The organism is Plantactinospora sp. WMMB334, assembly GCF_049179095.1.
GTDB lineage: Bacteria > Actinomycetota > Actinomycetes > Mycobacteriales > Micromonosporaceae > Plantactinospora.
Genome location: NZ_JBMHME010000002.1, coordinates 8,347,431 through 8,360,416, shown reverse-complemented (window position 1 = coordinate 8,360,416; position 12,986 = coordinate 8,347,431). Strand labels below are relative to the sequence as shown.

The following is a 12,986-nucleotide window of genomic DNA, read 5'->3' as shown; positions in this document are numbered from 1 at the left end:
ACCTGGACGGTGGGGACCTGCACGACGGTGGGCGCATGCGGATCGCGATCGTCACGGAGTCGTTTCCGCCGGACGTCAACGGAGTGGCGAACTCCGTCGTCCGGGTCGCCGAGCACCTGGTACGGCGCGGTCACCGACCGCTGGTGATCGCCCCGCAACCGGCCTCCGGCACCCGGGACGCCACCGGCGCGCTGCCCTATCCGGTGGTCCGGCTCCCCTCGGTGCCGATGCCCGGCTACCCGCAGTTCCGGCTCGGCCTGCCCGGCCGGGAGCTGACGGCGGCGCTGCGCGCGCACGGCACCGAGGTCGTGCACCTGGCCAGCCCGTTCGTGCTCGGCGCCCGGGGCGTCTCGGTGGCCCGGACCCTGGGGCTGCCGTCGGTCGCGGTCTACCAGACCGACGTCGCCTCCTACGCCCGCGCGTACGGGGTCCGGCTGACCGAGGCGACGGCGTGGCGCTGGCTGCGCCGGGTACACAACTCGGCGAGCCGCACCCTGGTCCCGTCCACCGCGACCGCCGCCGCCCTCGACGAGCACGGCATCGAGCGGATCTGGCTCTGGCAGCGGGGCGTGGACAGCGATCGGTTCCGCCCCGACAACCGGAGTGCCGCGCTGCGCCGGGCACTCGCGCCCGGCGGGGAGGTGCTGGTCGGCTACGTGGGCCGGCTGGCCCTGGAGAAGCGGGTGGACCTGCTGGCCGGGGCGAGCAGCCTGCCCGGGGTCCGGGTGGTGGTCGTCGGCGACGGACCGGCCGCCGCGGCGCTGCGCCGGGCCCTGCCGAACGCGCTCTTCCTCGGCCCCCGGCACGGCCGGCAGTTGGCCCGGATCTACGCCAGCCTCGACATCTTCGCGCACACCGGCCCCTACGAGACGTTCGGCCAGGCGGTGCAGGAGGCGATGGCCAGCGGCCTGCCGGTGGTGGCCCCGGCCGCCGGTGGACCGCTGGACCTGGTGCGGGACGGGCAGACCGGTCACCTCGTCCCGCCCGACGACGCCGAAGCGTTCACCACCGCGATCGCCGGACTCGCCACCGACCCGGAGCGCCGGGCCGGGTACGGGCAGGCGGGGCGGGCCGAGGTGCGCGGGCGTACCTGGGCCGCGATCGGCGACGAGTTGGTCGGGCACTATGCGGCGGTGCTCGCCGAAGCCCCGGTGGTCGGCAGCGGCTCCCGGTCGGGCCGGCTCTTCCGGCTCCGGCAGGCGGCGGCATGAGGATCGTGCGGCTGGCCAACTTCATCACCGAGAGCTCCGGCGGACTGCGTACCGCGCTGCGCCAGCTCGGCGCCGGGTACGCCGCCGCCGGGCACGAGCCGGTGCTGGTGATGCCGGGCCGGCGGGACAGCGACGAGGAGACCGAGCAGGGCCGGGTGATCACGCTGGCCAGCCCGGCCGTGCCCTGGATGGGCGGCTACCGGGTGCTCGTCGACGGTGTCCGGCTCACCCGCGTGCTGCACGAGCTGCGTCCCGACCGGCTGGAGATCTCCGACCGCACGACCCTGCGCTGGACCGGCGCCTGGGCCCGCCGGCACGGCGTACGCAGCATGATGGTCTCGCACGAGAGCCTCGACGGGCTGCTCCGGCTGCTCCCCGGCAATCAGCTCCGCCGGGTCGCCGACCGGCTCAACCGGCGCAGCGCGGCCGGGCACGACCAGATCGTCTGCACCACCTCGTGGGCGGCGGCGGAGTTCCGGCGGATCGGCACCACCAACCTCAGCCAGGTGCCGCTCGGGGTCGACCTCGGACACTTCCACCCCCACCGGCACGACCGCCGGCTGCGCTCCGTCTACGCCGAGCCCGACGAGTTACTCCTGCTGCACTGCGGCCGACTCTCGCCGGAGAAACGCCCCGAGCGGTCGCTCGCCGCACTGGCCGGCTTGCGGGCGCGGGGCGTACCCGCCGTGCTGGTCGTGGTCGGCGACGGACCGCGCCGGGAGAAGCTGCGTGCGGCGGCCGCCCGGGACGGCCTGCCGGTCCGGTTCCTGCGCTACGTCGCCGACCGGGACCTGCTGGCCGGGCTGCTCGCCACCGCCGACGTGGTGCTGGCACCCGGGCCGGTGGAGACGTTCGGCCTGGCCGCCCTGGAGGCGCTGGCCAGCGGCACCCCGGTGGTGGTGAGCGCGGAGAGCGCGCTGCCCGAGGTGGTCGGCGCGGCCGGGCTGGCCGCGCCGGGCGAGGGGCCGGCCTACGCGGACGCCGTGCGGGAGCTGGCCGGTCGGCCGGAGCCGGAACGCCGGGCGGCGGCCCGTCGGCAGGCCGAGCGCTTTCCGTGGTCGGCGGCGGTGGCGGGCTTCCTCGCCGCGCACGACCTTCCGGTACGCGTGCCGTCGCACGACACCCGGTAGGCGCCCCGCAGCATCGGGGCCGCCGACTACCAGCGACGGCCGGTGAGCCGTTCGTAGACCTCGACGTATCGGTTGCGGGCGGCCTCGACCGCCTCGGGCGGCATCTCGGGTGCCGGGCCGCTCCGGTCCCAGCCGGTGCCGACCGCCCAGTCCCGGACGAACTGCTTGCTCAACGAGAGCTGGTCGCGGCCGGGCTGGTAGGAGTCGGCCGGCCAGAACCGCGACGAGTCGGAGGTGAGCAGCTCGTCGCCGAGCACCATCGTGCCGTCCGGCGCCCAGCCGAACTCGAGCTTGGTGTCGGCGACCAGGATGCCCCGCTCGGCGGCGATCTCGGCGCCGCGCCGGTAGACGCCCAGGGTGACGTCGCGGAGCCGCTCGGCGGTCTCGGTGCCGACCTTCGCCACCACGTCGTCGAAGGTGATCGCCTCGTCGTGCTCGCCCTGCGGCGCCTTGGTGGTCGGCGTGAAGATCGGCTCCGGCAGGATCGACGCCTCCACCAGCCCCGGTGGCAGCGGTACGCCGCAGACGGCGCCGGTCCTCGCGTACTCCCTGATGCCGGAACCGGTCAGGTAGCCCCGCGCGACGCACTCGACCGGGATCATCTCCAGCCTCCGGACCCGGATCGCCCGCCCGGCGAACTCGGCGGGTACGTCGGTGGCCGAGATGACGTGGTTCGGCACCAGGTCGGCGAGTTGCTCGAACCACCAGAGCGAGAGCGCGGTGAGCAGCTTGCCCTTGTCCGGGATGGGGGTCGGCAGCGCCACGTCGTAGACCGAGACCCGGTCTGAGGCGACCAGGACCAGATCGTCGCCGTCGGCGTAGACGTCCCTGACCTTGCCCGAATGCAGCAGTTCCACGTGCGCAAGTACATCACGGGCCCCGCCGAGGGCCCCGGCCCGGCCCGGCCGGCCAGGCCGGCGAGCCACCCGGGTCGTTCCGGGCGGCGAAGTGGACGATCTTGCCGGTACGGACGTTGACACCCGCCGAGGGCGACTGTGTAAATGGTCCGGTTGCCGTCACCGCTGACCATGTGCCGTCAGGAGTTGTCGTGCCCCTCCCCCTCCCCTCCCCCACGACCCGCCGCGGTCCCCGGGCCGGCCGGCTCGGCTGGCGGCTGGGTGCCGCCCTGCTCGTCGTCGTCATCACCGCCCTCTCCGCCTGCACCGCCGAGGACGCCGCCCCGGAGAACGACAAGGTCCAACTCTCCATCTTCTGGTGGGGCGGCGACCGGCGCGCCGAACTGACCAAGCAGGCGCTGGAGCTCTACACCCAGCGCTATCCCGATGTCACCTTCGAGTTCACCCACCAGGGCAACGCCGGCTACTACGACAAGCTCTCGATCGAGGCCGCCGCCGGCAACGCCCCGGACATCTTCCAGATCGACGACAACTACCTCACCGAGTACGCGCAGCGCGAGATCCTGCTGGACCTGACCGACTACGTCCGGGAGGACCTGCTGGACCTGCGGAAGCTGCCGGCCGGCCTGGCCCAGTCCAGCCAGGTGACCGGCCGCACCGTCGCCGCCGCGGCGGCGGAGAACACGCCCGGGCTGATCTACAACAAGAGCCTGCTCGACCGGCTCGACATGCCCGAGCCGCAGATCGGGATGTCCTATTCGGACTATCTGAACTGGGCCGACGAGATCACCGACCGCAGCGGCGGCAAGGTCTTCGGCACCATGGACCCGTCCGCCGACTACAAGGCGTTCTGGCTCTGGCTGCGCTCGCAGGACAAGGAGCTCTACCGGGGTCGCCAGGTGGGCTTCACCGAGAGCGACCTCACCCGCTGGTTCGAGCTGTGGGCCGGGGCGCGGCAGCGCGGCGCGGCGCCACCGGCAAAGGTGATCCAGCCGGCGAACAGCGGCGACGTCACCAAGCAGTTGGTGACCAGCGGCAAGGCGGCGACGTCGTTCGTCTGGTCCAACCAGCTACCGGAGTTGCAGAAGCTCAGCAAGGACACCCTCAAGGTGGTCAGCTACCCGGGCGACCCGGCCGCGCACTGGGCCCGGGCCTCGCTCTACTGGGCCGCCTTCCGGGGCACCCGGCACCCCGACACCGTGGTGCACGTGATCGACTTCTTGGTCAACGACGCCAGGGCGGGCGAGATCCTCGGCACCGAGCGCGGGCTCAGCGCCAACCTCGACGTGCGGCGGACGGTGGAGGCGTCGCTGACCGACGAGAGCATGAAGCAGTCGGTCGCCTTCGAGACCGCCATGGCGGACAAGTTCGGCGCGGCTCCCGCACCACCCCCGAAGGGCCACGCCGCGATCAAGCAGTTGCTGATCACGGCGGCGGAGAGCGTGCAGTTCGGCCGGGCGTCACCCCGCTCGGCGGCGGCGTCCTTCATCAGCCAGGCAAACGCCGCCCTCACCAGCTGAGTGCAAGGAAGGGCCCCCGCTACAACAGAAAACGATATGCGGGGGCCCTTCCTATCAGCGCCGCCCCGAGCGGCGGTTGCGCATCACGAGCACCAGGACGGCCACGATCACGCCGACCACTATCAGGCAGCAGACCAACCCCCAGATCCCGAAGCTGCCCCGGGTCCGGCGGCGGGCCGCCTCCACCACCATCTCGCCGGGGCCGGTCGACGCCCAGGCCATGGCCGGTATGAACACTGTCAACGCCGCCGTACCGAGCACTGCGCTCAGGCGGACCCACCAGTTCCGGAAAATCTCCATGACTACATCCTCGACGCTGTGGGCAAGTCCCGCCGGCAACGCGGCCGGACACGGCCCCGGACCGACCCTCAGTCGTGTCCGCCGTGCAGGGCGAGCGCGACGAGCAGGAGCCCGAAGGCGGTGGTGCCGAGGACGACCCGGACGAGATTCCACGTCCGCCACCGCGCCTCGCTGAAAGCGCGCCGCACCTCGGCGAGGTCGGCGATCCGGTCCGGGTCACCGGCCGCTTTGATGGCGTCGTTGAGCGGCATGTTCACCGCCATGGTGATGATCATGACGATGAGGTAGAGCGCGAACGCCGCGACGATCCACGGCAGCCTGCCACGCCCGCTCTCCTCCAGATGCAGTGCGCCGGCCACGCCCGTGAGGATCAGCGCGCCGAAGAAGCACAACAGGAACCACGGGTTGACGATCGACCGGTCGATCGCCTGGAACGCGCCGACGAAGGTGCGGTCGTCGGTCCGGCCCAACCCGGGCATGATCGTGTGCGCGTACAGCAGGAACACGCCGGCCACGAGGCCGGTGGTCAACGCGGCGACGACAAGCACAGCTCCGGTGAACAATCTTCTGCCTCCCGTCGGTCTCGCCGGCACTCCGGCGCCGGACACGCCCGCTCCGGCAGCATCCGTACCGTAACCGACATCGGCTCGCGAAGATGTGACGTTCGGATGTGGATGTGATCCAGAGCTGATGACCGTCGCGCGGGGATGGCACCCCCTCACCGGTGACCACGGTCATGCCGAGGACCTGTTGCAGAGCGCCCTGCTCCGCACGATGCGGCGCTGGTCGGCTGCTCGGCCGGGACGGTCAAGTCGCACACGTACCGGGCCCTGGCCCGACTCCGTGAGCTGCTCGGAGAGATGGACGAACACGAGGAGATGAGGGTCCGGCGATGACCTCTTGCGAAGAAGACCGGCTGGGACGGCAGCTCGCCGTACGACTAGACGAGGAGATACAGACGATGACAGCACCATCGAACCTGACCGCGACCCTGCACCGCCGGCACGCCCGCCGGACCTGAGGGCTCCGGATAGCCGGCGCCGTACCCGTGGTCGCCGCAGCCGCGGTGGCCGCCTCCCTGGCCCTGTCGCCGACCGACGCTCCGGCGACGGACCCGTCCGGCAGGGGCACCGCTGCGGAGATGCTCTCCGTCAGCTTCGTCAGTGACCGCACCGCCACTGCCCTGGGCAGCCTCGGCGACTACGTCCAGCACGCCCGGACGACCTACGCGGACGGCGGCGGGAAGACAATCATGACCAACGAGCGCTGGGGCGACGCCCGGACCGGCCGGGAGCGCGCCGAGGAGGAGAGCGCCGAGGAGGAGAGCGCCGACGGCAGGCACACCGTCGTCAAGACGGGCTCCGGCGACGACGCGATCGTCGTCGACCACACGAAGAAGAAGTGGTGGACCGACACGATCGCCACGCCGGTGCCGGCCGAGGGGAGCAGCGGACCGGCGACCGTCGGCCCGCTGATGGCGCCGACCGAGTTGAAGGACGCCCTCGCCACCGGCACCCTGGCGATGGTCGGCGAGGAGTGGCTGGACGGCAGCGCGACCGTACACCTGCGGTGGATCCCGGTACCGGGATCCACCGTCGATGGTCTGTGTCAGAGCTCGGAAAGAGCCGGGATCGGAAAGAGCCGGGGTGGTGGCGGGATGCAGGAGTTCCGGCGGCACGCGCTCTCCTGCCCGCGGGGCCGCCCGCCCGGCGTACGGCGGCTGGACGTCGCGTTCGACCACGGCGCCTTCCCGGTCTGGGCCTGGGGCGCGACGCCCGCCCGGAGGGACCGGCCCGGCCGCGAGATCGTCGGCATGGTCCGTCCGGAAGGGCTGGGCCTCTCAGCGGAACTGGCCGCCTGCCTGCGGGCGCGGTCGGACTGGAAGGACCTGCACAGCGAGACCGCCTGGGCTAAACCGTGCCGTCATAACCCAGAACCTCATCCAGCCAATCAAACTTCACCTGATTTGCCAAGGCAAGGTTATTGGCCTGGCAATGGAAGTCGGCGCCCTCCGCCTTGCTTGTCATCCTGATGGTCTTCACCTTGCTGGCAACACCTTCATATGCTTCTTCGGCCTGCTTCTGGAGTTCCCCCGCCTCGCTTTCCGAATACAATGCCATGAAGGGCATTTCGATCTTTCGTAGATCTATGATGAAGTTCTTTTCCATGATCGGGATCCACTCGGTAAGGCTGTCCAGGCCGTGCGCCCAGGTCACTCGTTGCAGCGTCACACGAGAGGAGAACGGGAGCCTTGCCTGCAGTGCCGCCGACTCTTCCGGGGTGCCTCCATAAGCTTTAGGCAGTGGAGTACTCAGGAGGACTCGCGACTGAGAGACCATTGGTGAATTGGGAATTACCGCCGCAAAACGGTCTTCCGCAGTAGCGATCACCAACGACTTGGCGCCGCCATAACTGTCACCAGTCAGAACGATGCGATCGGGATCGACATCAGGGCGGGCGGCCAGGGTGTCGAATGCCTTCCGGTAGGTTCCCGTAAACTTGGGCCCGTCATAGGTCCTGGCCGTCCAGGTGGGATTGTAGTGCCTGTTGTTCACATCATACGGGCCTTCCCACAGAAAGGCATTGTAGCCCCTTTCAATGGCACCCTTCGCCAACATGAAGTAATGGTCCTCCAGGTGCGATTCTCCGCCGCAGATCACCATGACGGTGGGCCTTCTCTTGCCACTGTTGTCGGGCTTCACGAGGCAGCTGTGGAACTTGAAGCCATTGTCGGGGATGTCGAAAAACTCGACAGGGAAGGGCTTCAGCTTCATGGACTTCTCGAAGCACTCCACCGACTTTCGATAGACGGGCACGAAATTCGGTGCTCCGGGAGTCACGGCGACGTAGGCCGCCCTATAGAGGGTGTGAGCACGCAGGAACGCATCGCTGGCGCTTACCCGATGCCCCTTTTCCAGGCAGCCCTCAGCAATTGCTTCAACCCGTTGGGCCTCTTTTACGAATTCCGCTTCCCAGCTCGCCGGGTCTGTCGGGTCTATCCGGCGAGAGACGTTGAACATCTCACCAAGCGAAGCGCCGCCATACTGCTGGAAAGCCAGGAAGAACTGGAACATGAAATCCAGATCCTCCTCGTCGATGAAAGTGCTCTGCGATCCACGGTCGGTCAACTTGAGTTCTTGTTCTTCGTGGGACACTTTCGGATCTCCCTTGAATCTCTACCGCCAGGATATCGAAGTACGCTTGTAGCAACTCTCAGATCTCATCCTCGGCATTCCTTATGGTCGTAGGCGCCATCGGCCCATCCGCATGGACTGCCCATGGTTGCCGGCACCTGTCAGTGCGATCGCCGCAGACGGGGACGGGGCCGCGGCCTCCCGGACCGCGTCGTGGTGGGCCGGACCCGACGCCGACTGCAGGACCGTGACGATGCCGCCCTCGTCGCACCGATCGACGACGTCCGGCGCCGCCACGACGCACTGGCTCGTCGCCACACAGCGGCATTCGTCCACCTGCACGTGAAGCCCCATATGGTCGCGGACTCCTGGGCGACGGCGGGCCCGTCGACGGCCGCCGGCACGCCGACGATGAGCCCGATCAGGTGCCCGGTCCGCCGGTCACGGCGGCGGCGCGCGCAGCTCGCGGTAGTCGTCGGGCGAGGCGAACGGGCAGACGCGGTGTTGCGGGAATTCCATGGCGAGCCTTGCCTCATACAAGAAACTACAGTCTCTTACTTGAGAGTAGAGTAGAGCTCCAAGGAACGCAAGTCTCTTATTCTGTGGGTGGGGCGTAGGCGAGCAGAAGTGGCAGGATCACCTGGTCGACCATCTCGGTGAACGGCCTGCGCAGCACGTCGGCGACGCTGGACCCGTCGTCCGGCCGTGCCGCGATCATGAACTCGTGCCGCCCCAGGGTCGCCACCACATCCAGCACCCGCTCCGGAATCGGCGCGTCGCTCAACTCGCCACGTGCCACGGCCCGCTGAATCAGCACCTTTACCAGGGGACCCGCGGCTATCAGGTGGGCCACGGCGGAGGAGGACGGGCCGTCCTGCGCCCCGTCCTCCTCCGCGAGGATCGTGCGCAGCAGACTCGGGTCGAAACCATCAAGCCGCCGGGCCGCCACGTCCAGCAGGGCCAGGATGTCGCCCCGCAGCGACCCGGTGTCCTCTGGTACCGCCAACGGCGGCTCGGCGTGGTGGTTGATGGCGGCCAACGCCAGCCACGCGCGGTTCGGCCAACGCCGGTACAGCACCTGCTTACCCGTCCGCGCTCGCACTGCGACATTCGCCACCGTCAGATTCGCGAAGCCGACCTCCTTGAGTTCCTCCCATGCCGCCTCCAGGATGACCTCCTCCAGGGCCGCACCCCGGCGTCGCGTCCCCGCCGGCCTGCTGACCGCATCGCCCACCACTCGCCTCCTCGCATCGGTCCTGCGAACCTACGCGACCGACGACTCACTTCCGTCACACGACGGCCGTTTCGCCCTACGCGGGTCACAGGGGTCAGGCATCCCGCGACAACGCCGCCAACGGGCGAAAACGTCTCGCCTGAGTTTGCTCACCGGCGTCGTAGCCTCGGCTGTCGCGGCCGACGGTGTCGGCGGCCTTGACGCTATGGGAGTCGATGATCCCGGCGGACGGCTGAAACACGATCCCGGGAAGCCGCGGGCCGCCTAGCGATCCCGTCAAGCACGACGCGTCGAATCTGATCGCGTCCGGGCGTTTGCAGGGGGTTTTCGGGGGAGGATTCAAACGCCCATAGATGACTATGAGGCCCTGACCAGTTTTTCAGCTGGTCAGGGCCTCATCTCCGTAGCGGGGACAGGATTTGAACCTGCGACCTCTGGGTTATGAGCCCAGCGAGCTACCGAGCTGCTCCACCCCGCGTCGACTCGTTAACACTAGCGCACCCGGCCCGGCCCCTGCAAAACGGGGGGCGAACTACCCGGCGGCGGCCACATCGCCGCCGCCGGGAGGCACGCGGACGGGCTGGTCAGCCGCTCGGGGAGGCCGGTGGCGGGTTCGGGGTGGCGCCGCCGCCCGCACCCGGTGACGGGTTGGTACCCGCCGCCCGCTGGGCCGCCTGGAACTCGCTCATCGCCGCGTCGAGCGCCTTCAGCGCCTGGCCGTACCGCTCGAAGTCGCCGGATGCCTGGGCCGCCCGGACCTCCTCGATCGCGGCCTGCACCTTGGTCGCGGCGGCGGAGAGTTCCGGGGTCAGCTGCCCGCCGGGGGCCGGCGGCGCCGTCGTCGGCGGTGCCGTCGGCGTGGGTGTCGGGTTGGTGCCGCCCCCCTCCGGCGGGGGTGGCGGCGTCGGCGTGGTCGGCGCCGCCTGCTTGCCCTGCTCGACGAGTTGCTTGATGCCCTCTTCGAGGCTGTTGGCCAGGACGACGTACTGGCCACCGTCACCGTACGAGATCAGCACCCGTTGCAGCAGCGGATAGGCGTTCTGCTGGTTGCTCTTCACGTACACCGGCTCGACGTAGAGCATCCCGTCGCCGAACGGCAGCGAGAGCAGGTTGCCGTACTGCACCTGCGCCTGGTTCGAGGTGAGCAGGTTGAGCTGCTGCCGGATGTCACCGTCGTTTGTCATCTTCTGGTGCACCTGCACCGGCCCGGAGACCGCCGTCTGGTCGGGCAGCTCCAGCACCTCCAGCCGGGGCTGGCCGTTCAGGTACGACCCGCTGATCAGCGCGGCGAGGTTCTGCCGACCGGCCGGGGTGACCGCCGCGGTGAGCTGGAAGCGGGGCGTGTCCTGACCCGGGAACTGGGTGTAGAGGTAGTACGGCGGCTGCTTCTGGCCGGTGTCCGGCGCGTCCGGGACGTTCGGCACCTCCCAGAAGTCCTGTCCGGAGAAGAACTCCGACGCGTCCGTCACATGGAATCGCGCCAGCAGGTTGCGCTGCACCTTGAACAGGTCGGCCGGGTAGCGGAAGTGTTCCGCGAGCTCGGCCGGGATCTCCGACTTCGGCTTCACCAGGTCGCCGCCGAACGCCTTGTTCCACGCCTTCAGCACCGGGTCGGCGTCGTCGAACTGGTAGAGCGTGACCGTGCCGTCGTACGCGTCGACCGTCGCCTTCACCGAGTTGCGGATGTAGTTGACGTTCTCCCGGGCGAGTTCGAAGGTGCCGAGCCCGGTCAGCTCGTCGGCGGTCTGCTCCTGGAGGTTGACCTGCTCCGCGTAGGGGTAGGTGGCCGCCGTGGTGTAGCCGTCGACGATCCACTGGACCCGCCCGCCGATCACCGCCGGGTAGGGGTCGCCGTCCAGGGTCAGGAACGGCGCCACCTTCTCCACCCGCTCCCGGGGGTTACGGATGTAGAGCAGCTTGGAGTCGTCGTTGACCGCACCGGAGAGCACGAAGTTCGGCTCCTGCTCCTTGATCGCGTAGAGCAGCCGGCGGCCGAACGAGCCGATCTCCACCCCGCCGGAGCCGGTGTAGGTGTAGTACTGCTCGCCGCCCTGGCCGGTCGGCCGGTCGAACTCGACCGGGTTGTTCCCCTCCGGCTGCCCGACGATCGCGTAGTCGCTGCCGTCCATCTGCTCGCCGTAGTAGATCCGCGGCTGGGTGGCGGGGATCGCCTCGGTGCCCGAGGCGCAGCCCTCCTCGGTCCGCTCGCCGAGGAAGCCGGAGACGAAGTACGGCTGCCCGCCGCAGACCACCCGGTTGGCGGGCGCGCCGACCAGGCCGTACCCGTGGGTGAAGACCGTGTGCCGGTTGATCCAGTTGCTCTGCTGCGCGGTCAGCTCCAGATAGTTGATCTCGCGCATCCCGACGACGTAGTCCTGGGTCTCCCCGCCGACCTGGTAGCGGTCGATGTCGAGCTTCGGGCCGAAGTCGTAGAAGCCGCGGACCTGCTGGAGCTGGGTGTAGGTCTCGGAGACGAGCTGCGGGTCGAGCAGCCGGATGTTCGGCACCACCGAGGTGTCGGTGGCCAGCGACTCCGGCGGCCGCAGGTTCTCCGCGCCGTACGGCGCCATCACGGTGCCGGCGAGCCCGAAGGCGTCCCGGGTGGCCGTGATGCTCCGCGCGATGTATTCCGCCTCCTTGTCCCGCACGCTCGGCTTGACCTCGAAGGTCTGCACCGCCCAGGGGTAGATGCCGCCGATCGCCACCGCCGAGATGCCGAGCAGGGCCAGCGAGATGCCGGGCCAGACCAGATTCCGGATGACGGCGTTGGAGAAGATGATGATCGCCAGCGCGACCACCACCGAGATGTAGGCCAGGATCTCCTTGGCCGGCAGCAGCGCGTTGATGTCGGCGTAGCCGGCACCGTAGAGGTTGACGCCCTCGTTGAACTCCAGCAGCATCGCCCGCCGGTCGAGCACGTACGCCAGGGCCTTGAGCAGGACGAAGACCGCGACCAGCGTGGTCAGGTGGGCCCGCGCGGCGGCGGTCATCCGGTCGCCCACGCCCTGCAACCGCACCCCGCCGAAGACGTAGTGCATCGCGAGCGAGCCGATCACGGCGAGCACCACGGCGGTGAAGCCGACCCCGAGCAGATAGCGCAGGAACGGGAACTCGAAGACGTAGAAGCCGATATCGATCTTGAATTCCGGATCCTCGATGCCGAAGCTCTGCGAGTTGCGGAAGAGCATCCACTGGCCCCACCGGGTCTGCGCGGAAAGGCCGGCGAAGAGTCCGACGATCAGCCCGATCGCCACCAGCCAGGTGCCGATCCGGGGTGCCAGCACGGAACGGTAACGCTCCAGCGTGATCTGTTCCGGCGAATTCGGCCGGAGCACCGGCCGCAGCCGGTAGGCGAGCCACATGTTGCCGGCGACCAGCAGGGCCATGCCCAGGCCGATGATGACGAAGAGCAGGATCCGGGTCACCAGCACACCGCTGAAGACCCGGGTGTAGTCGACCTCCTCGAACCAGAGCCAGTCCGTCCACGCCTGGACGCCCCAGCCCAGCAGGGTGAGGAGCAGGAACACCCCGAGGAGTACGCCGACCGTGGCGCGACCACGTCGACTCATTCTTGGTAGGGGGCTGCTACGCATGACCACT

Annotated in this window: 11 protein-coding genes, 1 tRNA gene and 1 pseudogene; 4 read left to right on the top strand and 9 right to left on the bottom strand. The window is 69.4% G+C overall.

Translation table 11 applies throughout. The annotated features are described in order from the left end of the window. The first annotated feature begins 35 nt into the window (after positions 1 to 35). Both ACN27G_RS36395 and ACN27G_RS36390 read left to right on the top strand, forming a co-directional pair. Positions 36 to 1,211 (top strand): glycosyltransferase family 4 protein, encoded by a 1,176-nt coding sequence (locus ACN27G_RS36395; protein ID WP_421497131.1) that lies wholly within the window; start codon positions 36 to 38, stop codon positions 1,209 to 1,211. Further along, the gene (locus ACN27G_RS36390) at positions 1,208 to 2,341 is read left to right on the top strand and encodes a glycosyltransferase (RefSeq protein WP_421497130.1); all 1,134 of its coding nucleotides are present in this window, start codon (positions 1,208 to 1,210) and stop codon (positions 2,339 to 2,341) included. Before ACN27G_RS36395 ends, ACN27G_RS36390 begins: the two co-directional genes overlap by 4 nt. 26 nt (positions 2,342 to 2,367) lie before the next feature. On the opposite strand, the gene ACN27G_RS36385 is transcribed toward ACN27G_RS36390, so the two are convergent. Beyond that, complete coding sequence (locus ACN27G_RS36385; RefSeq protein WP_421497129.1) at positions 2,368 to 3,198, bottom strand: phosphoribosylaminoimidazolesuccinocarboxamide synthase; 831 nt, start codon at positions 3,196 to 3,198, stop codon at positions 2,368 to 2,370. Positions 3,199 to 3,389: 191 nt separating this feature from the next. On the opposite strand from ACN27G_RS36385, the gene ACN27G_RS36380 reads away from it, so the two are divergent. Further along, the gene (locus ACN27G_RS36380; RefSeq protein ID WP_421497128.1) at positions 3,390 to 4,718 is read left to right on the top strand and encodes an ABC transporter substrate-binding protein; all 1,329 of its coding nucleotides are present in this window, start codon (positions 3,390 to 3,392) and stop codon (positions 4,716 to 4,718) included. A 54-nt stretch (positions 4,719 to 4,772) separates the two neighbouring features. Here ACN27G_RS36380 and ACN27G_RS36375 read toward each other — a convergent pair whose 3' ends face one another. Next, on the bottom strand, positions 4,773 to 5,018 hold the full coding sequence (locus ACN27G_RS36375; protein ID WP_421497127.1) for a hypothetical protein: 246 nt from the start codon (positions 5,016 to 5,018) through the stop codon (positions 4,773 to 4,775). 68 nt (positions 5,019 to 5,086) lie between these two features. After that, positions 5,087 to 5,581: a DUF1772 domain-containing protein gene (locus ACN27G_RS36370; RefSeq protein WP_421497126.1), complete on the bottom strand. Its 495-nt coding sequence runs from the start codon at positions 5,579 to 5,581 to the stop codon at positions 5,087 to 5,089. A 329-nt stretch (positions 5,582 to 5,910) separates the two neighbouring features. On the opposite strand from ACN27G_RS36370, the gene ACN27G_RS36365 reads away from it, so the two are divergent. Then, complete coding sequence (locus tag ACN27G_RS36365) at positions 5,911 to 6,039, top strand: hypothetical protein (protein WP_421497125.1); 129 nt, start codon at positions 5,911 to 5,913, stop codon at positions 6,037 to 6,039. Between the two features lie 889 nt (positions 6,040 to 6,928). On the opposite strand, the gene ACN27G_RS36360 is transcribed toward ACN27G_RS36365, so the two are convergent. The 6 genes and pseudogenes from ACN27G_RS36360 to ACN27G_RS36335 form a co-directional block, all read right to left on the bottom strand. Then, positions 6,929 to 8,173, bottom strand: a complete 1,245-nt coding sequence (locus tag ACN27G_RS36360; protein ID WP_421497124.1) for an alpha/beta hydrolase family protein — start codon at positions 8,171 to 8,173, stop codon at positions 6,929 to 6,931. A gap of 81 nt (positions 8,174 to 8,254) precedes the next feature. Next, on the bottom strand, positions 8,255 to 8,506 hold the full coding sequence (locus ACN27G_RS36355) for a ferredoxin (protein ID WP_421497123.1): 252 nt from the start codon (positions 8,504 to 8,506) through the stop codon (positions 8,255 to 8,257). Between the two features lie 241 nt (positions 8,507 to 8,747). Next, positions 8,748 to 9,386, bottom strand: coding sequence for a TetR/AcrR family transcriptional regulator (locus ACN27G_RS36350; protein ID WP_421497122.1), 639 nt, complete (start codon positions 9,384 to 9,386; stop codon positions 8,748 to 8,750). Positions 9,387 to 9,516: 130 nt separating this feature from the next. Then, positions 9,517 to 9,612: pseudogene (locus ACN27G_RS36345) on the bottom strand (IS5/IS1182 family transposase); the annotation flags it as partial. A gap of 178 nt (positions 9,613 to 9,790) precedes the next feature. Further along, a tRNA-Met gene (locus ACN27G_RS36340) sits at positions 9,791 to 9,864 on the bottom strand. A gap of 106 nt (positions 9,865 to 9,970) precedes the next feature. Next, positions 9,971 to 12,979 carry a UPF0182 family protein gene (locus ACN27G_RS36335; RefSeq protein WP_421497121.1) on the bottom strand — a complete coding sequence of 1,003 codons (3,009 nt, stop codon included), beginning with the start codon at positions 12,977 to 12,979 and terminating at the stop codon, positions 9,971 to 9,973. Positions 12,980 to 12,986 lie beyond the last annotated feature (7 nt).

What these genes read in the sequence shown, in the direction of transcription:
- ACN27G_RS36335 (WP_421497121.1), bottom strand. Translation starts at nt 12,979, where the DNA reads ATGCGTAGCAGCCCCCTACCAAGAATGAGTCGACGTGGTCGCGCCACG.
- ACN27G_RS36365 (WP_421497125.1), top strand. Translation starts at nt 5,911, where the DNA reads ATGACCTCTTGCGAAGAAGACCGGCTGGGACGGCAGCTCGCCGTACGA.
- ACN27G_RS36375 (WP_421497127.1), bottom strand. Translation starts at nt 5,018, where the DNA reads ATGGAGATTTTCCGGAACTGGTGGGTCCGCCTGAGCGCAGTGCTCGGT.
- ACN27G_RS36390 (WP_421497130.1), top strand. Translation starts at nt 1,208, where the DNA reads ATGAGGATCGTGCGGCTGGCCAACTTCATCACCGAGAGCTCCGGCGGA.
- ACN27G_RS36355 (WP_421497123.1), bottom strand. Translation starts at nt 8,506, where the DNA reads ATGGGGCTTCACGTGCAGGTGGACGAATGCCGCTGTGTGGCGACGAGC.
- ACN27G_RS36395 (WP_421497131.1), top strand. Translation starts at nt 36, where the DNA reads ATGCGGATCGCGATCGTCACGGAGTCGTTTCCGCCGGACGTCAACGGA.